This window comes from Treponema sp. OMZ 790 (genome assembly GCF_024181285.1).
Classification (GTDB): Bacteria; Spirochaetota; Spirochaetia; order Treponematales; family Treponemataceae; genus Treponema_B.
The window spans coordinates 2,005,836-2,026,416 of record NZ_CP051201.1; the positions used below are offsets into that span (position 1 = coordinate 2,005,836).

Here is a 20,581-nt window from a genome sequence, read left to right on the forward strand (position 1 = left end):
AAACTCGATTTTAAAAATTTATTTTACCGACAAATCCAAAGAACCATCTGATATTTTATTCAGCATTTCATCTTGTTTTTTTCTGATTTCTTCGGGAACTGTTTGCATATAAATTTCATCATCGGAAATAAAATTTACATAACCTTCTTTGATACCCAAGGTGGAAGGACTTCCTTCTTTTAGTTTTCCGTCAATGAAGTTTAAAATCTGCTCATAGGCAAGTTTTTGCTGCTTCATTTCGGAACTTGAAATTACATAGCCCTTTGCTTTTGAATAGCCGTTATTATCGAACCAAGAAACATAGAAACCCAATTCTTTTGCTGCGGCAAGAACTCCTTGATTTGCACCGCCCGAAATAGGCATTATTACATCGGCTCCGTTTTTATACATTGCACGGGCAAGCTCGGCCCCCTTCGCCGCATCATACCAGTTTCCTACGATTTTAAAATCAACGGTAAATTCGGGATCGGCAGCCCTAGCCCCTTCAAGGAAGGCAGGCAAAATTATATTCATCATTGCAGGATATTCTTGTCCCGCTATGAGCCCTATTTTCTTTTCGGGATTTGCAAATTCCATCTTGCTTAAACTTACCAGGGCAGAAATATAGCCTGCTATATAGGCCTGTTCTCTTTGATTGTATCTAAAGGTAGTAATCATGGGGTTCCCTTCGGCATAGGCATCCAAAAGCAAAAACTTTTGATTGGGGAATTGCTTTGAAATGGGAGCGATGATACCGGGCATGGCAGGATTGGAAGAAACAATCAAATCATATTTTCCATCCACGGCTAGGGAAGTAAGCTTCGTACCCCATTCCGCCTGATTGGTTCCTGCTTCCAAAATCTTCAAGCTTACCTTTTTTCCCTTTCCGATTGCAGAAGCAACAGCCTCTTCCGCTCCGGAAGACAACATATCGTAAACCGGACTTTCAGCCCTGACACCAGGAACAAAAACCGCAATACCGATTTCTTTTTCTTTTTGCACATTTTCAGTTTTTGCACATGAAAAAACTATTAAAAGAAAAGAAACAAATAAAATAAAATTAAAAATCTTTCTCATGGTTGACAATATAACAAAAAAGAGAAGATAGTGCAAGAGCTGCTTTAATAAATAATTTTTCTTCACTTTTTCTTATTTTTTTAATTTAGTTTATATGGCCGCACTATGTATATTTTCATGTCACTAATTACCTTTATTTTCTATGACTAGTTCCTCATCTACACTCATTTCTTTTATTAGCCGTAGTAAAATATTACAATCATTATAAGACAATTCTTCAAAGTTAAATTCATTTAAACGAATAAATAAACAGTAATCGCTTCCATCTTCCAACACTTTTATTAAAAATCTTGGTAAACAATAACAGATAAATTCATCTGATAAAACAGGACAATCCCAATACATGCATGCTAACATATCATCATCAACTGTATTTATATCAATTTTTGAATAGTCATATATTAATTCATGATACCCTTCAGGTAAAGATAAACCTTGTTCTATATAATAAGAAGTAACGGTATCTTTTAAAATTTTATTAGGCCGTTGCCTATTATGAAAATGTTTAATACAATCTATATAAATGCGTTTCATTAATTTATTAGTTCTCCTATTTTATTAATTATGGGGATAGCTTCATTTTCTGTCATTTATGGAACAGTTAGACTGTGGATAAATGTAAAATTTTGTTTTCATAAATTAATATTATCAATTGATCAAAAATTTATTCTCCATATTGTTCAAAAATTATATCAAAATTATTATCATACATAATTTTAGCATCACCACCCAATATTATATCCTTTGGCGATATATATACATATATATTTTTGTTATCAAGCATGTTAATATCAAAACAATATTTATCAATATCATCTAATTTTACATCACTGTTCATTTCAGCGAATCTTTTAAACGATAATACCATTATTTTATGTTCTTTTTCCGTCGATAAATTCAATTTAATCTTATTATTTGTAGAACAAGAAAAAAGCAATAACAAAATACAAATAAGATAAAAAAGTTTTTTCATACCCTTTCTCCATTATTAAAATTGATTAATCAAAATACTCATAATATTTTGCTCCTCGCAGTTTATAAAATATTCCTATCGTCAAAACGACTGCTTAAGGGCCGGTCAATCGCTGTCCGAATGAGATAGCTAGTTCGTAAATAAACGCAACGAGATGTCTTCATATCTTAGTTATTTCTATTTAAAAACTCCTTTAAAGCTCGTATTGCATAGACAAAATTCATAATACTGAAAATTAAACAAATAGCTATCTTGAATATGTTTATCCAGCTAAAAAGATTTGGGAAATTATTATATATAGTAAAATATAAACCTATCATTGACATTGTCGAAATAAAGAAAAATATAATTAAAAATAATAAATCATACATACGGGCACCTCTCAAAACCTATTTTTTAGTGTACCTATTTATTATTTTAGTAGCTTTTTTATAAATTGTCTAGTGTAAAACTTGGATTCTTTATCTTAAGTTCCCTTACTTTTCATTTTATTACCTATATGCTCCCTCATTTTATTTCTTTAGATAGCAATATCGGCATAAGTTGTATGTTAAGTTCATCATTATTATCGAAAATGTTGCACGAGCTAATCCTATCGTTCTTACATAGATACCTTTCATTGAGTTTGTCATAAAGCCAAATACATGTTCGACTCTCGCCCGTATTTTTGATTTTTTTCTGTTACTGATTTTTTGTTTTTTAGTAAGAGGTTTTCCTCTTGCTCCTCTTTCACAAATTTGCCCTTCTATTCCTTTCGCTTTTAAAACCCTCTCTATTTCTTCTCCTATATAGGCACTATCTGCGTATAATCTTTCATCTTCCCTTTCAACCAAATTTTTTAACTCTCTACTATCATGAACATTGGCTGCTGTTACCGTCGCTTTCAATATAAGCTTACTTTTTTTATCTATTTTTATATGATCTTTATAACCGTAATAATTACGTTTATGCTTCTTTGTTCACCTCGCATCACAGTCTTTTTGCGATAATTTTGCCTTATTTTGTTTTTCTTGCCATTGTTCAGGGACTTTTCCGTTTTTAATTTGTTCATTTTCATCTTTGCTGTTATGCTGTATCGGAGCTTCTACTATTGTCGCATCTATTATCGTTCCCTCTTTTCCTATTAAGTTATTCCTAGCTAATTCTTTTCCAAACTTTTCAAATAACTTTTTTGATACTCTCGCTTCAATGAGTTTTTCTTTAAAAAGCCATATTGTTTTCGCATCGGGTACTTTATCTTTTAATTCCAATCCTAAAAATCTCATAAAGGATAGCCGATCGTTTATTTGATATTCCGTTTGATCATCACTTATGTTGTATAATTTTTGTAAGATTATTATTTTAAACATCATTACATAATCGTATGCAGGTCTTCCGCCTAAACCTTTTGGCTCTTTGGTTAATGCTTTTTTTAATAGCGGTCTGAATATTTCCCAATTTATTTTTTTGTTTAATTTTTCAAGACTATTCTACCAACTTGCTTAATACTCTTAAACGATCTTCTTCATCAAATAATCCTTTTTGTTTCATACTTTATTTTATCATTTTTTTAATCTTTTTTAAAGGGGGTTTTTAGAGGTGCCCTATAAAATATGATAGAAATTTATAAAATTTATGAACCCAATATAAATTACCTTTATTTTTATCCAATTTTAATTTATAGAATTCTTTCCATACTTTATCTTCAAATTTACTATCTTCACATGATAAAAATGGTTTAGAGTAATTCTTTCTTTTTTCAATTATGTATGATATATTATGGGCCAAATCATTATATCCATACTTAGCAAGAAGAGTTGACACTCTATATCGATACCTAATATTAAAAACAGCAAGCAAAACAATGCAAATAAAATGCGATATCATGAATATCGTAAAAAAAATATCAAATAACAACATCATAGACCATTCTACTATGGTAATCCAAATTAAAATCATCTTTGAAGTGCTCCATATATGCCCGTTTAAAATGTTTAATCGCATCACTAGGCAAATTTTTCAATAATCCGTTTTTCACAGCTTTATTCCATGCTTCCGAACGAGATTTTCCTTCACCGTATAATTGGGTTGTTGTAGTTGTTGTTAGTGCATGCACTTCAATGGGAAGCGATGTTTTAACCGTAACATCTATATTAAATGAAATATAAGAATTCCATATAGATCCCCCTAAAGGAATATTTACATCAGCACCTGCTGTAAAAAAGGCTTTACTATAAGATCCTCCCAGGGTTTCTGTTGTTCCATTCATATCAGCTATTTTCTGAGCATATGGAGCCAAAGAAATAGAAGCAACTGCACCGGCACCAAGACCAGCAAAAAATCCTCCTCCTGATATTTGATACGATCCAATTTGATAATTACCTTGTTTATCTACACTTAATATTATTCCAACTTCATATGAAAGAGCAGTACCTGCACCAGCTGTAACAGTTACACCGGCCATAAAAACACGCTCTCCATCCGGATCAATATACTTCACCGGATTATATAGCTCGAAGCTTCGCTGCGAATAACCTGCATAGTGATACACATGCAAGTTTACAGTGTTGTATATACCACCCATTCCCGGCAAATTCTCATTATGCTTTTTAGCCTCATCGTCAATGGGTGCTTTAGGTATATAATCATTTAGTGCCGGGTCTCATGACAACCACCTACTATATTTCGGATCCAAATACCTCGCTCCATAATAATAAAGTCCCGTCTCCTCTTTTGAAAATATACGGGCATCTCCTGCGTCGCACGGCAAAAAAGTGTCCTCGACATATACCTTTCCCCGCCACAGATGGCGGTGGTTTTAGCTTTGAGAGTTTTGCGTATGCAAAACTCTGAGATGAAAAAGATACAAGGATGTACCTTTTTCATCGGCCTATTTCCAAAAGTCCTGTCAGTGGGAATTTTAGATAGCGATAGTTTTTTATTTAAGCACCTTTGAGCACCACGCTTTTCGCTCCAATCTTTTTGCTGCACTTGTCTTCACAGGCAAGGCTCTTCCCTCCGGTCAGAGCTTGCTTTTTGATTACACAAACCGCAAAAAGGATTTTCGCTTCAATCGCTGTCCGGAGGAGAAAGAGATAATACATTTTTTTTGATACATAGTTCTTTTTCATATTTTTTCTGTTATATATTTAATAATCGTTATATTATTAGTGAAATTATAAAAAAAGGAGTAGCTATTATGTATTTCATAAAAACAATAAGTAAAACAAAGAAAAATAAATAAGTTAGTATAAGAAATCTCATTATTACATCTTTTTCTTCATTAATATTTTCATAAAAATAAAATTTCATAAAAACAAACCAGTATATTGAATATGGAATATTTATCAGAGAAGACCCCGACACTTCTAATAAAATTGATACGACAGGATTCAGAAACCATATAGCTAAACAGGCTTTTATAATTGTTATAGAAGCCAAATTATTTATCTTAAATAATTTTTTATTCAATAGTAATAATACAAGCAATAATATAGTAATCATAACTTTACGTAAAAAAATACTAAGAAAAATAAAAGTTAATTTATACCAATCTCCCTGTACAAAATGTAATAACTTTAATACAGCAGTTAAACAAGCGGGAAAAATAAAACTAGCCATAATAAATATTATAACAAACCAATACACCGCATATGTATTCATTTTTTTAATAGATAATTTATCAAGAACACATCCTTTTATAAAATTTTTTAACATACTAATAGTCTCCTAGCTTCAATTCATTTATCTTCTTTTTTATATCTGCAATTTCTATTTCTATATTATCTAACTCGGCTTTATTTGATGCATTTATAGCTTTCATCTCTCGTATTTCCATTAACTTAGTAAAAATAGAAGTATTTACTTCATTTCCAGTGGTTTGCATATTTTCAGCATAATAAGCATCTACAAGATATCCACTTAGTGCATCAACATCAATATTAATTAAAAAAGCAATTAGCATCATATTAAACGATCCACTATTACTCATAGCCGCATTGATACTATTATCAAAGATATCATAAAAATTAACGAAATCATTTATTTCTTTATAAACTGAATTAAATGCGATATCATATATTTCTCCTTTTTTTCTATTAATCTCATGATTAATTTTAATAATTTTATCTTGGACTTGATGTTTCATTTCAATATATTGATTTAAATTTTGCACTAAACATTTCCATTTTGCATTAAGTATTGCAGTCGCTGTCTGCTTCCCATCCGGATCAGTATACTTCACCGGATTATTCTCTGCATAATGATACACATGAAGATTGACGGTATTAAACACCCCTCCCATTCCAGGCAGGTTATCGTTATGCTTCTTAGCTTCATCATTTATCGGTGCCTTGGGTATATAATCATTCAACGCCGGATCACCGCTTAACCACCTACTATACTTCGGGTCAAGATACCTTGCTCCATAGTAATACAGTCCGGTTTCCTCGTCAAGTTCCTTACCCGTAAACCTAAACGGCAGTTTATCTAATCCCACAGCTACTTCCTCTATCCACAGCTCTCCGTAAGGCGTGTATTCTATATGCTCGTATTGCTTACCACGCCAATCTGTTACAAATTGCGCACTTCCCAAATGGTCACTGTGGTAATAATATCTTTTAACTTTTTGCTCTTCGTTGTCGCCTTGGTTATCGGTGTGCGTCATTGCCGTTACAAGGCGGCTGTTACCAACAAAGATATGCTTATGCACTCTTAAGCCTTGCGGGTTATTTTGGTCTTGTGTCGGGATATGTATCGTAAAAAAGTTATTAAAATAAAGCGTTTCACTTCTTCCCTCGTCTGTGTATTTAAGAGCTCTCTGTCCGTCTTCGCCGTAGCGGTAGTGGACTGTGTAGTTTCTGTCGCTTGATTTGGTTAAGAGGTTTCGCTCGTTCCAAGTGTAGTTACGCCTGTAGGCAAATAGGTCTTGCGGGTTTGACTGTTCCGTTTCTTTAGGAGCGTCAAGCCCGAAGCCATAATCTGCACCATAAACGTCTTGTTCTTCAAAATAGGAGTATGTAAATACAAACTCTTCTTCATCTGTGAAAGGTCCGTCTTTTTCGGCTGTGATATTGCCGTTTGCGTCATAACGGTAATAACGGTTGCCTGCTTTTATTAAACGGTGTGCATAGGCAGGGTCATACTCGTATTGAAGCGAGTAGTCAAGTTCAGCTTTGGGATAGGAGTTCCCTTGTGCACCGGGTATGTTTGTGGTGCTTATCTTTTCTTTCATGTTTCCTATGCCATCAAAGGCAAAGGTTTGTCTGTATTTTGCAATGCTTACAGGTGTTGTTCCAGAGCTTTTTTTAGCCTTGTATTGGTTACTTGTACCCTCTACGCTTATAAGCTGGTAAAGATTATCGTAAGAGTATGTTTGTTTTGTTTCATAAGTACTTGCGTCATTATTATAGCCTAGGACGTTTCCTACAGGGTCGAATGAGTACTTTATTTTTTGAAAGATGTCTTGAGTTTGATTGTTCTTTGTTTCTATTGTATCTAACCAACGGCGTTTTTCATCGTACTTATATCTCGTTTCTACTCCGTTGCCGTATTTTATATACACTCTTTGTGAATGCTCATCATATAGGATTTTGTCTACATAAGAATATTTTATGCTACCCTTGTTTGTAGTTTTTGCTCCGCTCACTCCCTTTAATTGTCCGCCTGCGTCGTAGGTGTAGGTTATGACCTCTCCGTCGGGGTATTTCATGCTTTGCATTCTTCCAAGGTAGTCCGAGCGGTATTCAAAGCTTGCAGTTTCGGGGCTGCTTCCTGCTCCGTAGCGGTTTATGGTTCTTGTTTCGCTTGTTACCTCATTGAGATAGCCGTATTTGTATTTTGTTTCTCCCGTTTCGTCTTTTTTATAAATTACCCGGCCTGCACCTTTTTGTTCCGGCTCTCCGTATTTGTATTCTATGTCTTGGCTAAAAGGATAGTCTGTTTTTAGTATGCGGTCAAAGCCGTCGTATTCATATCGTATTTCGGCTGCCTTGTTTTTTAATACCGAATCCGTTTCTGCTTGCAGCCTTCCTTTATCGTCGTATATCCATTCTTTTTTGCCTGTATCCTTGCTTTCTAATGCGGTTCTTCTTCCAAGCAAGTCATAGCTTACCGATAAAAGGTTTTCGTTTGCGTCGTATGCTCGCAGCATTTCTCCTAACACCGAATATTCATATCGGGCTTTGGTTAATATAGTATTGTTTTTATCTAAGCGTTCTACTTCCCGTATGTTTCCCCGTGCATCTTTTTTGCTTATGCTTATGTTTTCTTTTGGGTCGGTTGTTTTTGTTATTTGTAAAGAAGAATCTATAGAGTATTCCGTTTTTTGTTTGTGTCCGTCAGGAAGTGTAGTTAAGATGTTCCTGTCTATATCGTCATACTCGTATTTTGTGCCGTTTCTTATCTTTGTAAAATCGTTTAGTTCATAAAACTGTTCTATTGCTTGATATGATGAGATGGTTTTTAAATTGTTTTCTAAATCCCCTCCGTAAAAGAAGGGCATTCCTTCTTCACTCTTGCGTCCTGCCTTGTCGTAGTGTATTGTACTTGAGATGTTCCAGCCCGTTTGGGTTTGGTCATTCGTTCCGTCAATGTACACTTCCCCTTCTTTGGCTGTGTAGCTTATGCGTCCCAGACCGTCGTGAATTACAATTGTTTTCATTACACCGCTGTCTTTTGCTTCGGTGCTTATTTTGTTTTCGGTTACGGTGTACCAAAAGGAAGATGATGGAGTAATGTATGTATATTTTGCGTAAGGAGTTTCACTTGTGTCATAGGGGCTTCTCACCTCTGTTACCCGTCCAAAGTTGTCGTACTTATAGCTCATTGTATTGTTTGCAGCATCCGTTTCTTTTAGTTTTACTCCTAAAATACGATCCCATTCTATTTTACTTGTGTAAGATTTATCTCCTTTAGAACTTATCTCTTTTATTTCGATAGGATATATGCCGTCAAGGTATTTGTATTCGGCTCTTTTACCTGTCGGGCTTGTTACTGCTTTTATGTTCCCTTCATCAGTCCATTCTATGCGGTTTACAAGATATGCTCCATGCGACGTGTATTGTTTTAATTCCGTTAAGGCTCCTGTTCTGCTGTCGTATGCACCCTCCCTTTTACGCAAAAGAGTTCCCGTCTTTCCGTGCAGGACATGTATTTTTTCGGGGTGGGCTTTAAAGTACGCTTCTTCTCTTCCCCCTTTCCAGTATGTTATTTCCGCTATGAGGTCATCATTTGTGTTTGTTACGTCTCCCTTGTCATAGAGTTTTGTTACGTTCCCGTATTTATCGTAGTCGTATTCGCTTTCTGTTTTTATTTCGTTGTAGTTTTCTCGTATAGTAGTAGTTTCTTTTTTTATTCTTGCATGGGGTGCTGCATCGGTTTCGTATTCTTTTATTGAGTAGATGGTGCTTCCGTTTTGTACTATCTCGCGTTTTACCATGCCTTTTCGGTAGTAGGAGTCTATGTAGTATTCCGTTTCAGTTACAGTGCCTATTGCGTTTTTACTTCTTACCGTTTTAAAGCCGTAGAATTCTTTTTCGGCTCTGTTATAATAGCCGTCTTCGTAGGTGTAATAGGTTGTATACTCTTGTTCTTTTGAAAATATGCGGGCATCTCCTGCGTCGCTACGCAAAATGAGCTCGACGTATACCCGATACGCCTCCGCTTTATTTTTACTAGGCTCTTTGTATCTGCTCCGCCTATTTTCAAAAGTCCTGTCAGTGGGGCTGTCTAGTAATGAGTTTGTTTTGGCGGACTGCTCAATTTTGTTTTTTAGCATTATGAAGAAAACAAAATTGAACACCGCGCTTTTTAGGGCTACGCTGTCGCTTCGGTATCTTTCCGCAGAAATTACTGCGGAAAGATGTACAGCAAAAGCAATTTTTATAAATTGCTTTTGCTCCCTTGCAATCGCTGTCCGAATGAGATAGTTGGGTTGTGAATAAATGAAAAGTTTTGGTTTCATAATATTTTTCTCATGTAAGCAAATCATCCGGCAACGATGTTTTAAAATAATCCATGTATAGTTTTTTAAAAGCATCTAACTGCTCTTTCGACATTTTTTTTAATAGCCCTGAGTTAATTATTCGAATCATTATTTTTTTTTGTTCTTCTTCTAAAGGCGAACTTTCAGTAAACGGAATGACTGGTTTATTTCTTTTAAATTTCTTCCAATTTTCTATTATGTGCTCCACATCACGAACATGCATAACCATACTTGATATTTGTAACAATGGATAACTTTTTTCAAAAAATAACCGTTTTTTATTATTGCAAAAACCCAATGTATCATTATAATAGCAATATCCTACACTTACAAGTTCATCCCAATGTTTTTCAAGACCATTTAATAACCGTATTTGAAATTTATTATGAAAATGTCGATATAAAAGGCTTACAGAACTATCTGCTACCAAGGCTGTAAGCATCAGCCATGAATTTTCCACAGCTTTCTTCATATACCATGACACAACATCAGATGTATAAACTTCATCATATAAAATATAATCACTTAAAACTGACGGAAAAAACGCATTCGGTACTGCACGTGTAGGATATCCATCAACCATTACGATTGGCGTATCTTCCGTAACTTCCATCATTTTATCCGGAGCTTGTATTTTTTTTATAAAATTCTTCATAAAAACTATATTATGATTTTTTAACGGCCTTAATCTTTTTATAACTTCGTTATATGATCCGAATAATATGCTAGGTATTTTCATTTCAATATTCCTCCATAAATTATGGTGCAACAGCAGACACCACTGCTAAAGGAGGACACACTGCTGCTGTGGCAGCTGTCCTTAGAATTTTATATATGCCATATAGAGCCAGTCCTGTAACAGCTAAGGCTCTAACATTTGATGGCTTTGAATCAGGTACAGGAATCTTAGAATATAGAATAACACCTTGTTCAGGACTATGAAAAAAAACATCAGTTTTATCATTTAAATTAAAAAAGCCACTAGTACCTTTTGCATTGCTATCACCTAAATGCACGTTGCCTTCACCATATTTTTTTAATATGGATATGTACAACAAAGCTTGATTTTTTGCAAGTTTTGCACCTGCTGCATCAGGTTTTATTTCATATATTTCATTTGTTGTCATATTCCATATATCAGGTTTTAAGCCTAAATCGGTACGACCAAGTCCTTTATCTACTTTACCCACATCAGATAATGCTTTGGACATAGAAATAGTGTTTCCAGTAACAGTGTCTGGAGCATTGGCAGCTTTATAAATTTCAAAAATCAGTTTATGTATTTGCCGTCCTTCATCTGTATATATAGTCTCGCTTCTCCCATCCGGATCAGTATACTTCACCGGATTATTTCCCGCATAATGATACACATGAAGATTGACGGTATTAAACACCCCTCCCATTCCCGGCAAGTTTTCATTATGCTTTTTAGCCTCGTCATCAATGGGAGCCTTTGGTATGTAATCGTTTAATGCAGGATCTCCTGACAACCATCTACTATACTTCGGGTCAAGATACCTCGCTCCATAGTAGTATAAACCTGTCTCCTCGTCAAGCTCCTTACCCGTGAAGCGGAAAGGTAACTTATCTAACCCCGCAGCAACTTCTTCAACCCAGAGTTCGCCATACGGCGTGTATTCTATATGCTCGTATTGTTTACCTCGCCAATCTGTTACGAATTGTGCGCTTCCAAGGTGGTCTGAATGGTAATAATACCGTTTAGCTTTTTGCTCGTCATTGTCGCCTTGATTATCTGTGTGGGTCATCGCGGTTACAAGACGGCTGTTACCAACAAAGATATGCTTGTGTACCCGTAAACCTTGCGGGTTATTCTGGTCTTGTGTCGGTATGTGTATCGTAAAGAAGTTATTAAAGTATAAGGTTTCACTTCTACCCTCGTCTGTGTATTTAAGTGCCCGCTGTCCGTCTTCGCCGTAGCGGTAGTGGACTGTGTAGTTTTTGTCGCTTGATTTAGTTAAGAGGTTACGCTCGTTCCAAGTGTAGTTACGCCTGTAGGCAAATAGGTCTTGCGGGTTTGACTGTTCCGTTTCTTTAGGAGCGTCAAGCCCGAAGCCGTAGTCTGCGCCATAAACGTCTTGTTCTTCAAAGTATGAGTATGTAAATACAAACTCTTCTTCGTCGGTAAAGGGTCCGTCTTTTTCTGCTGTTATGTTGCCGTTTGCGTCATAGCGGTAGTATCGGTTGCCGGCTCTTATTAGGCGGTGTGCGTAGGCAGGGTCGTACTCGTAATCTAAGCTATAATCAAGCTCAGCTTTGGGATAGGAGTTGCCTTGGGCACCGGGTATGTTTGTGGTGCTTAATTTGTTGGTCATGTTTCCTATGCCATCAAAGCTGAATGTTTGTCTGTACTTTGCAATGCTTACAGGTGTTGTTCCAGAGCTTTTTTTAGCCTTGTATTGATTACTTGTTCCTTACTACGCTTATAAGTTGATAAAGATTGTCGTATTTATATTCCTGTTTTGTTTCATAAGTACTTGCATCATTATTATATCCTAGAACGTTTCCTACAGGGTCGAATGAGTACTTTATTTTTTGAAAGACGTCTTGAGTTTGGTTATTCTTTGTTTCTATTGTATCTAACCAACGCCGCTTCTCATCGTATTTGTATCTTGTTTCTACTCCGTTTCCGTAGCGTATGTAAACTCTTTGTGCGTGTTCGTCATAAATGATTTTATCTACGTAAGAGTATTCAGCCGTTCCCTTTGACGAGGTTTTTACGCCGCTCACTCCCTTTAACTGTCCGCCTTTATCATAGGTGTAGGTTATGGTTTCTACGTCAGGGTATTTCATACTCTGCATTCTGCCGAGGTAGTCCGAGCGGTATTCAAAGCTTGCAGTTTCAGGATTAGTTCCCGCTCCGTAGCGGTTTATGGTTCTTGTTTCGCTTACTACCTCGTTTAAGTTTCCGTAAGTATAGTGCGTTTCTCCCGTTTCATCTTTTTTGTAGACTATTTGCCCCGCTCCATTTTGTCCCGGCGCTCCGTATTTATATTCTATGTCATGGCTAAAAGGATAGTCGGTATTTACTATGCGGTCAAAGCCGTCATACTCGTATCTTATTTCGGCAGCCTTGTTTTTTAATACCGAATCGGTTTCTGCTTGAAGCCTTCCTTTATCGTCGTATATCCATTCTTTTTTGCCTGTGTCCTTGCTTTCTAATGCGGTTCTTCTTCCAAGCAAGTCATAACTTACCGATAAAAGGTTTTCGTTTGCGTCGTATGCTCGCAGCATTTCTCCTAATACGGAGTATTCGTATCGTGCTTTGGTAAGAAGAGTGTTGTTTTTATCTAAGCGTTCTACTTCCCGTATGTTTCCCCGTGCATCTTTTTTGCTTATGCTTATGTTTTCTTTCGGGTCTGTTGCCCTTGTTATTTGAAGCGAAGCGTCTATCGAATACTCGTTTTTTTGTTTGTGTCCGTCAGGAAGCGTGGTTAGGATGTTCCTATCTATATCGTCATATTCGTATTTTGTGCCGTTTCTTATCTTTGTAAAATCGTTAAGCTCATAAAACGCTTCAAGGGCTTCATAAGAGTTTTTATTTACCAGTTCTTGTTCTAAGTTTCCTCCGTAAAAGAAGGGCATTCCTTCTTCTATCTTTCGTCCTACATTATCATAGTTTATTACACTTGAGATGTTCCAGCCCGTTTGGGTTGTGTTCTCTGTTCCGTCTACGTACACTTCTCCTTCTTTTGCTGTATAGCTTATTCTTCCTAAGCCGTCATGGAGTACTATTGTTTTCATAACCTCTTTTGAAAATATGCGGGCATCTACTGCGTCGCACGGCAAAAAAGTGTCCTCGACGTATACCCGATACGCCTGCGGTACTTTTTTGCCTAACTCCTTGTATCTGCTCCGCCTATTTTCAAAAGTCCTGTCAGTGGGGAGGTTTAGTAAATTTAAAAGTTTAAACCCCGATGTTTTGCCGAATGGCAAAACTCGAAGCTCAAAGGTGCATAAGCAAGTTTGAGCGGCGGACTGCTGACACTTGTGTATTATCATAATTATGTAAAAGTACACAAGTGTCAGCACCGCGCTTTCTGCTTCAATCGCTGTCCGAATGAGATAATTAGACTTTTTTAATAAACACCTAGTTTTCATTTTTTTTCTATTTCTTTGCATCCTTGATGTTTTGCTGAGCCGGACTCTCATGCAATTTTGGCGGAGGCATAATAAATTTATGTTTTTTCATATTTGAATGTAACGCCATATATGCTTCTTCTTTGCCTTGACGTGTTTCTAAATCATTAGGATCTAATTTTAGGCTTTCATCAAAATCATTTATTGCTTCTTGATATTTTCCCCAATTTAAATACGCAATTCCGCGCATTTTATGGATCTTCTCATCCATCGGTTTTAACTTTAATGCCTGATTAAAATCCTGTACTGCCGCTTCACATTTTGCTAAGTGAGTTAATGCCATACCACGTCCCACATAGATATGAATAGACGGATATATTTTTTCGGCTTTTGTAAACGAAACAACCGATTCTTCATATTTTCCTATATTGTAATACACCACTCCACAACCAATATATGCAGCAGTAAGACGACTTTCCAATATCAATGCCTGATTAAAATCATTGAGCGCTTTATCATATTTTTCTAAAAGATTATAGGCATTACCGCGTTCAGCATAAACTTCGGCAACATCAGCTTTAAGTTCTATAGATTTTGTAAAATCGTCTATTGCTTTTTCATAATCTCCCAGAACACCATATATACGTCCTCTGTTAAGATAATATTCATCTTGTGCCCCCTCCACAATCTTACCAAAATGTATTGCTGATGTATATTCTTTCAAAGCTTGCTCGTATTGTTTCAGATTGAAATATGCAAGCCCTAAAAAATTATAAGCATCTGCATAATATGGATTTATTACTATCGCTTGTGAAAGAACCGATATTGCCTGTTCATAGTTTCCAAGTGCATAATGGCAAAAACCATACAGAAAATACGCTATCATATCCTCAGTATTTCTGGGATTAGGATTGGGAATTAATTTTACAGCTTCTTTCAAATCATCTACTGCTTTTGTGTATGCCTTTATTCTTGTATAGAACATTCCTCTATGTGTATAGGCACGCGCATAAGATGGGTTTATTTTTATAGCAGTATTAAAACAATCCAAAGCTTTTAAATTATCTCCTGTTTTAAGGTATTTTTCACCTAGTTCAATCAATTGTCCCGGAGTGAGTGACTCAAGTTGTGTAGAAAGTTGTTCCGCCTTAATTTCATTTTGCGCATGGCTTCCCGTTGTTTTACAACTTATCAAGCACAATACAGCCGTAAAAATTAAAAATAAAAATTGTTTTTTTAAATCTGTAGAACCAATCATGTTTATCTTTTCCTCCTGATGTTCATAATTGTACTTTATATGAAAAATAGAGTTGCATATTTGGTATCGGCTTAGACGGAATTGTAAAATTGGCTGAGGTTCCAAATGAAAGAGAATGTTTATCACCAATCGCCTTATTTAAATTTCCAGTGAGATTTATACCTAGGTCAAAGCTGTCACCAAAGTTTGGTTGAAATTGTGCAGCATACTTAAGGTCTGCACCCGAAGACAAGTTAATAGAACCTGAAAAGTTCATCCCTATGATATCAATACCTTTTTCTTTTAACTCTTTATTTAAATCGACTAGTCCTGAATCTAAAGCAATACCGACACAAAAACCTTCCAGCGCAAGAGTTGCAACAAAAGTCACAGGGTCGTTTTTTGCAAGATCTACCATATTAGTAAGTAATACTTTTATATCGTTTACCTTTTTAATCGCATCTGTTTCAGACATCAGATTATTTGGATTAGACTTTTTAAATAAAGGATCCAACTGTTTACTCAAATCTATAGATATTTTTATAGTTTCTTTAATAGTTTCTATATCCCGTCCATCTGGATCCATATACTTCACCGGATTATTCCCCGCATAATGATACACGTGCAAATTGACAGTATTAAACACACCACCCATACCCGGCAAGTTCTCGTTATGCTTTTTAGCCTCATCGTCAATGGGAGCTTTGGGTATATAATCATTTAACGCCGGATCGCCTGACAGCCACCTACTATACTTCGGATCAAGATACCTCGCTCCATAATAGTACAGTCCCGTCTCCTCTTTTGAAAATATGCGGACATCTCCTGCGTCGCTACGCAAAAATAAATGCTCGACGTATACCCGATACGCCTCCGCTTTATTTTTACTAGGCTCCTTGTATCTGCTCCGCCTATTTTCAAAAGTTCTGTCAGTGGGGCTGTCTAGTAATAACTTTCTTTTGGCGGACTGCTCAATTTTGTTTTTTAGCATTACGAAGAAAACAAAATTGAACACCGCGCTTTTCAGGGCTCCGCTATCGCTTCGGTATCTTTCCGCAGAAATTACTGCGGAAAGATGTACAGCAAAAGCAATTTTTATAAATTGCTTTTGCTCCCTTTCAATCGCTGTCCGAAAGAGATAGGTAGGCTGTGAATAAATGCTAAGTTTTGTTTTCATTGTTTTTAGTTTCTCAAAAATAGCCAATTCTTCAGTTGCAACAAAATGATTCTCTTTGTTTAAGTATCATTACTGTTTTATCGTATCAGGAAATCCAATTTTCTTACAAAGCAATATTAAATCTTTTTTGCGATAATAGAACATACTTATATTCATAAAACTCTTTTTAGTTTCCAATCTCAACGCAAGATATCCACATCGATCTATTCCTTTCTCTGTTAGATATAAACCTGAACGGATATAACACTTTTTTATATCACATATATTAAGTTCTTTTCTTTGAATATATGCTTTCCTTTGTATTATTTTGTCATTTGAAATAAGCACATATCTGCCGCATACTTCAGGTATTAGCATAACCGCAAATCCGCCCCAAAGAAAAGCTATTTCATACCATCTTGCATTAGAAAAAAGCAAAAGAATCAACATAATATAAACAGGAGAAAATAGAATTTTATCTCCTATTCCCTTATTTATCTTAAAAAAATTCTCATTCTTTTTTTCAAAAAAATACGATTTAAATAAACCAAAAAATTTTTTCATTCTATTCACCATTTGTTATATATAAAATACTTGATTGATTTTGCTGTTTATCGACAATTTGCAAATAGTTTTCCATTTTTTCCACTCCTTTTGATAAAAGTAATGCAAAAGCGTTGCCTTCGACTAATGCACAATTAGTACATCTTGCAAGAGCAATTTTTGCAGCTGTTTTTGTACTGATATTTTTTATTGTACCATTTGCTAATTTAGTAGAAATTTGCTTTGAAACCGCCAGCATTGAACCTTTTCCTGATGTTATTCCTGGCACTGAATTATTACTTAATGCACCTGTTGCAGTTCCAATTGCTGTAACTGTAATTAATTCTTTAACATCTATTTTTGTAATATCACCTTTATTATCTATCATTTGTTTAGTCAAATCTCCAATACTACTACCTACCGCACCTGCTATATACCCATTACCTGTGCCAGCAATAATAGCACCTGAAGCTGCTCCTCCTACAGCTGCCCCTATATATGTGCTTGCACTACTTATATTACCTGTTAACCAATCATTAACTGCAACTGACGCAACACTTACTGCTGCTCCTAATAAAGCACCTATTGCAACATGTAAAACTTTCCCATCCGGATCAGTATACTTAACAGGATTATTTCCTGCATAATGATACACATGAAGGTTTACCGTGTTGTATACACCACCCATGCCAGGCAGGTTTTCATTGTGTTTCTTTGCTTCGTCATTTACAGGAGCTTGCGGTATATACTCCCCTAATGCAGGATCACCACTCAGCCATCTACTATACTTCGGGTCAAGGTACCTCGCTCCATAATAGTAAAGCCCCGTCTCTTCGTCAAGCTCTTTCCCCGTAAACCTAAACGGTAACTTATCCAAGCCTGCAGCTACTTCCTCAACCCAGAGTTCTCCGTAAGGCGTGTACTCTATGTGTTCATATTGTTTACCTCGCCAATCTGTTACGAATTGTGCGCTTCCTAAATGATCGCTGTGGTAGTAGTAACGCTTTGCTTTTTGTTCATCGTTGTCTCCACTATTATCTGTGTGGGTCATAGCGGTTACAAGCCGTGAGTTACCTACAAATATGTGTTTGTGTACTCTTAAGCCTTGAGGGTTGTTTTGGTCTTGCGTCGGTATGTGTATCGTAAAGAAGTTATTAAAGTATAAGGTTTCGCTTCGCCCCTCGTCTGTGTATTTAAGTGCTCTCTGTCCGTCTTCGCCGTAGCGGTAGTGTACTGTGTAGTTTCTGTCGCTTGATTTGGTTAAGAGGTTTCGCTCGTTCCATGTGTAGTTTCTTCGATAAGCAAATAGGTCTTGAGGGTTTGTTTGCTCGGTTTCTTTAGGTGCGTCAAGGCCGAAGCCGTAATCTATTCCGTATACATCTTCTTCTTTTGAAAATATGCGGGCATCTCCTGCGTCACTACGTAAAAATAAATGCTCGACGTATACCAGATACGCCTCCGCTTTATTTTTACTAGGCTCCTTGTATCTGCTCCACCTATTTTCAAAAGTCCTGTCAGTGGGACTGTTTAATAATAATTTTCTTTTGGCGGACTGCCGGTATTTGTGTACCATCAATACAATATAAAAGTACACAAATACCGACACCGCGTTTTTCAGGGCTCCGCTTTCGCTTCGGTATCTTTCCGCAGAAATTACTGCGGAAAGATGTACAGCAAAAGCAATTTGTATAAATTGCTTTTGCTCCCTTGCAATCGCTGTCCGAAAAAGATAGTTGGGTTCTTTCAATAAACATCTAACTACTACTTTCATAAATTAAATCTAAATTACCCATCGTATTATCTTATAAATAAATACAGTAACAGCATATGATATTATAAATATAATTATACCATTGAATAGAAAAATAGAATAAAAAATAACACTTAACATTTCAACAATAAAAAAATATCCTATCTCAATAAAAAAACCAATTAAACAGCCTAAAAAATGCGATATAAAAAATACTATTAATAAAGTTAAAAAAAAGTACAATCCAATTTTTTGTATATTTAAAAATATAAATAAAACAACTATTATTGGAACAAATACAACTTGCAAAAAATATTTATTATCCTTAACCGAGGTGATAATATAAAAAATCATTAGAATAAGCATAAAAGCTATTTTACTGTATATAAAATTCGTTATTGAAATTTTTATCATTTTATTTGAATTTCCTCTCCTTTATTATTTTTTTTAAAATCTTCATATTGGAAATTAGGTTTTGTAAAAGTCCCAACAGGGAAACGAGAATGTTTAGGTTTTGATATATTAACACCTCCTTTCTTACCAATGTCTGCACATAAATCTGCACAGTTTTGAGATATTACTTCTAAGGTTATTTCATTTCTTTTTTCATCAAGTGAGTATTTTTTATCGTAAATGTCAAGACCTTCTGCTATCATTCTTGAGTCATTCATTGCATTTGTTTTTACTTGATAAGCCCTATCATATTGTTCATCTGTATCTAATTTTTTATTATGCTCAATAAAACTTTCAAGTGTAGGAAAATATTCTGCCTTGTTAATTGATCCAGTTAAATTTTTACCATCTTTAGAAAAATACAACCATCCGCCAGTTTTATCATTTCCAATTAACACAGCATTATGACCTTCTTTATAAGCACCATATGACATATTCAATAAAATTATATCCCTTCCATCCGGATCAATATATTTCACCGGATTATTTCCCGCATAGTGATACACATGAAGGTTTACAACATTAAACACACCGCCCATTCCCGGCAGATTCTCGTTGTGTTTCTGTGCCTCGTCATCAATCGGTGCTTTGGGTATATACTCATTAAGTGCAGGATCCCCGCTTAACCACCTACTATACTTCGGGTCAAGGTATCTAGCTCCATAGTAATACAGTCCCGTTTCCTCGTCAAGCTCCTTACCCGTAAACCTAAACGGTAACTTATCCAATCCAGCAGCAACTTCCTCTATCCAAAGTTCGCCATACGGTGTGTACTCTATATGCTCATATTGTCTGCCTTTCCAGTCGGTTACGAACTGTGCACTTCCCAAATGGTCTGAATGGTAATAGTAACGCTTTGCTTTTTGTTCATCGTTGTCGCCTTGGTTATCCGTGTGCGTCATTTCTTTTGAAAATATACGGGCATCTCCTGCGTCGCTACGCAAAAATAAATGCTCGACGTATACCCGATACGCCTCCGCTTTATTTTTACTAGGCTCCTTGTATCTGCTCCGCCTATTTTCAAAAGTCCTGTCAGTGGGAATTTTAGATAGCGATAGTTTTTTATTTAAGCAACTTTGAGCGGCGGACTGCTGACACTTGTGTATTATCATAATTATGTAAAAGTACACAAGTGTCAGCACCGCGCTTGCTTCGAAGCTGCGCCTATCGGCTTGCTGCACCAATGCCGCTCCAATCTTTTTGCTGCACTTGTCTTCACAGGCAAGGCTCTTCCCTCCGGTCAGAGCTTGCTTTTTGATTACACAAACCGCAAAAAGGATTTCCGCTTCAATCGCTGTCCGAAAAGTAAAACTATGCTTATCTATAAAAATACATATGTTAAATTTCATTTT

General features: G+C 35.9%; 13 protein-coding genes and 3 pseudogenes. All 16 read right to left on the reverse strand.

Features of this window, described 5'->3' with window-relative positions; all coding sequences use genetic code 11:
• Nucleotides 1–18 precede the first annotated feature (18 nt).
• Nucleotides 19–1,056, reverse strand: a complete 1,038-nt coding sequence (locus E4O01_RS09765; protein WP_253695209.1) for a BMP family ABC transporter substrate-binding protein — start codon at nucleotides 1,054–1,056, stop codon at nucleotides 19–21.
• A 123-nt stretch (nucleotides 1,057–1,179) separates the two neighbouring features.
• Nucleotides 1,180–1,590, reverse strand: a complete 411-nt coding sequence (locus E4O01_RS09770) for a hypothetical protein (RefSeq protein ID WP_253692032.1) — start codon at nucleotides 1,588–1,590, stop codon at nucleotides 1,180–1,182.
• 130 nt (nucleotides 1,591–1,720) lie between these two features.
• Nucleotides 1,721–2,029 (reverse strand): hypothetical protein, encoded by a 309-nt coding sequence (locus E4O01_RS09775; RefSeq protein ID WP_253692033.1) that lies wholly within the window; start codon nucleotides 2,027–2,029, stop codon nucleotides 1,721–1,723.
• Between the two features lie 512 nt (nucleotides 2,030–2,541).
• Complete coding sequence (locus E4O01_RS09780; protein WP_371819652.1) at nucleotides 2,542–2,946, reverse strand: transposase; 405 nt, start codon at nucleotides 2,944–2,946, stop codon at nucleotides 2,542–2,544.
• A 42-nt stretch (nucleotides 2,947–2,988) separates the two neighbouring features.
• Nucleotides 2,989–3,381: a transposase gene (locus E4O01_RS09785; protein WP_253692034.1), complete on the reverse strand. Its 393-nt coding sequence runs from the start codon at nucleotides 3,379–3,381 to the stop codon at nucleotides 2,989–2,991.
• A gap of 1,070 nt (nucleotides 3,382–4,451) precedes the next feature.
• Nucleotides 4,452–4,805, reverse strand: a pseudogene (locus tag E4O01_RS14855) (RHS repeat-associated core domain-containing protein); the annotation flags it as partial.
• 145 nt (nucleotides 4,806–4,950) lie between these two features.
• The gene (locus tag E4O01_RS09795; RefSeq protein WP_253692036.1) at nucleotides 4,951–5,139 is read right to left on the reverse strand and encodes a hypothetical protein; all 189 of its coding nucleotides are present in this window, start codon (nucleotides 5,137–5,139) and stop codon (nucleotides 4,951–4,953) included.
• 28 nt (nucleotides 5,140–5,167) lie between these two features.
• The gene (locus E4O01_RS09800) at nucleotides 5,168–5,725 is read right to left on the reverse strand and encodes a hypothetical protein (protein ID WP_253685068.1); all 558 of its coding nucleotides are present in this window, start codon (nucleotides 5,723–5,725) and stop codon (nucleotides 5,168–5,170) included.
• A 1-nt stretch (nucleotide 5,726) separates the two neighbouring features.
• A complete protein-coding gene (locus E4O01_RS09805; protein ID WP_253692037.1) occupies nucleotides 5,727–9,971 on the reverse strand; it encodes an RHS repeat domain-containing protein in 4,245 nt (1,414 codons plus the stop codon).
• 10 nt (nucleotides 9,972–9,981) lie between these two features.
• The gene (locus E4O01_RS09810; RefSeq protein ID WP_253692038.1) at nucleotides 9,982–10,731 is read right to left on the reverse strand and encodes a hypothetical protein; all 750 of its coding nucleotides are present in this window, start codon (nucleotides 10,729–10,731) and stop codon (nucleotides 9,982–9,984) included.
• Nucleotides 10,732–11,308: 577 nt separating this feature from the next.
• Nucleotides 11,309–14,060, reverse strand: a pseudogene (locus E4O01_RS09815) (RHS repeat domain-containing protein); the annotation flags it as partial.
• A 58-nt stretch (nucleotides 14,061–14,118) separates the two neighbouring features.
• Entirely contained in the window at nucleotides 14,119–15,348 is a 1,230-nt protein-coding gene (locus E4O01_RS09820) for a tetratricopeptide repeat protein (RefSeq protein ID WP_253692039.1), read from the reverse strand.
• 22 nt (nucleotides 15,349–15,370) lie between these two features.
• Nucleotides 15,371–16,504: an RHS repeat domain-containing protein gene (locus E4O01_RS09825; protein WP_253692040.1), complete on the reverse strand. Its 1,134-nt coding sequence runs from the start codon at nucleotides 16,502–16,504 to the stop codon at nucleotides 15,371–15,373.
• A 69-nt stretch (nucleotides 16,505–16,573) separates the two neighbouring features.
• A complete protein-coding gene (locus E4O01_RS09830) occupies nucleotides 16,574–17,047 on the reverse strand; it encodes a hypothetical protein (RefSeq protein ID WP_253692041.1) in 474 nt (157 codons plus the stop codon).
• Between the two features lies 1 nt (nucleotide 17,048).
• Nucleotides 17,049–18,797, reverse strand: coding sequence for an RHS repeat domain-containing protein (locus E4O01_RS09835; protein ID WP_253692042.1), 1,749 nt, complete (start codon nucleotides 18,795–18,797; stop codon nucleotides 17,049–17,051).
• Nucleotides 18,798–19,672: 875 nt separating this feature from the next.
• A pseudogene (locus tag E4O01_RS14695) lies at nucleotides 19,673–20,578 on the reverse strand (RHS repeat domain-containing protein); the annotation flags it as partial.
• Nucleotides 20,579–20,581 lie beyond the last annotated feature (3 nt).

Bases quoted from the DNA above. Each gene is read 5' to 3' on its own strand.
- E4O01_RS09810 (WP_253692038.1), bottom strand. From the start codon at position 10,731: ATGAAAATACCTAGCATATTATTCGGATCATATAACGAAGTTATAAAA.
- E4O01_RS09805 (WP_253692037.1), bottom strand. From the start codon at position 9,971: ATGAAACCAAAACTTTTCATTTATTCACAACCCAACTATCTCATTCGG.
- E4O01_RS09785 (WP_253692034.1), bottom strand. From the start codon at position 3,381: ATGATGTTTAAAATAATAATCTTACAAAAATTATACAACATAAGTGAT.
- E4O01_RS09795 (WP_253692036.1), bottom strand. From the start codon at position 5,139: ATGAAAAAGAACTATGTATCAAAAAAAATGTATTATCTCTTTCTCCTC.
- E4O01_RS09835 (WP_253692042.1), bottom strand. From the start codon at position 18,797: ATGAAAGTAGTAGTTAGATGTTTATTGAAAGAACCCAACTATCTTTTT.
- E4O01_RS09820 (WP_253692039.1), bottom strand. From the start codon at position 15,348: ATGATTGGTTCTACAGATTTAAAAAAACAATTTTTATTTTTAATTTTT.
- E4O01_RS09775 (WP_253692033.1), bottom strand. From the start codon at position 2,029: ATGAAAAAACTTTTTTATCTTATTTGTATTTTGTTATTGCTTTTTTCT.
- E4O01_RS09770 (WP_253692032.1), bottom strand. From the start codon at position 1,590: ATGAAACGCATTTATATAGATTGTATTAAACATTTTCATAATAGGCAA.
- E4O01_RS09825 (WP_253692040.1), bottom strand. From the start codon at position 16,504: ATGAAAACAAAACTTAGCATTTATTCACAGCCTACCTATCTCTTTCGG.
- E4O01_RS09765 (WP_253695209.1), bottom strand. From the start codon at position 1,056: ATGAGAAAGATTTTTAATTTTATTTTATTTGTTTCTTTTCTTTTAATA.
- E4O01_RS09830 (WP_253692041.1), bottom strand. From the start codon at position 17,047: ATGAAAAAATTTTTTGGTTTATTTAAATCGTATTTTTTTGAAAAAAAG.
- E4O01_RS09800 (WP_253685068.1), bottom strand. From the start codon at position 5,725: ATGTTAAAAAATTTTATAAAAGGATGTGTTCTTGATAAATTATCTATT.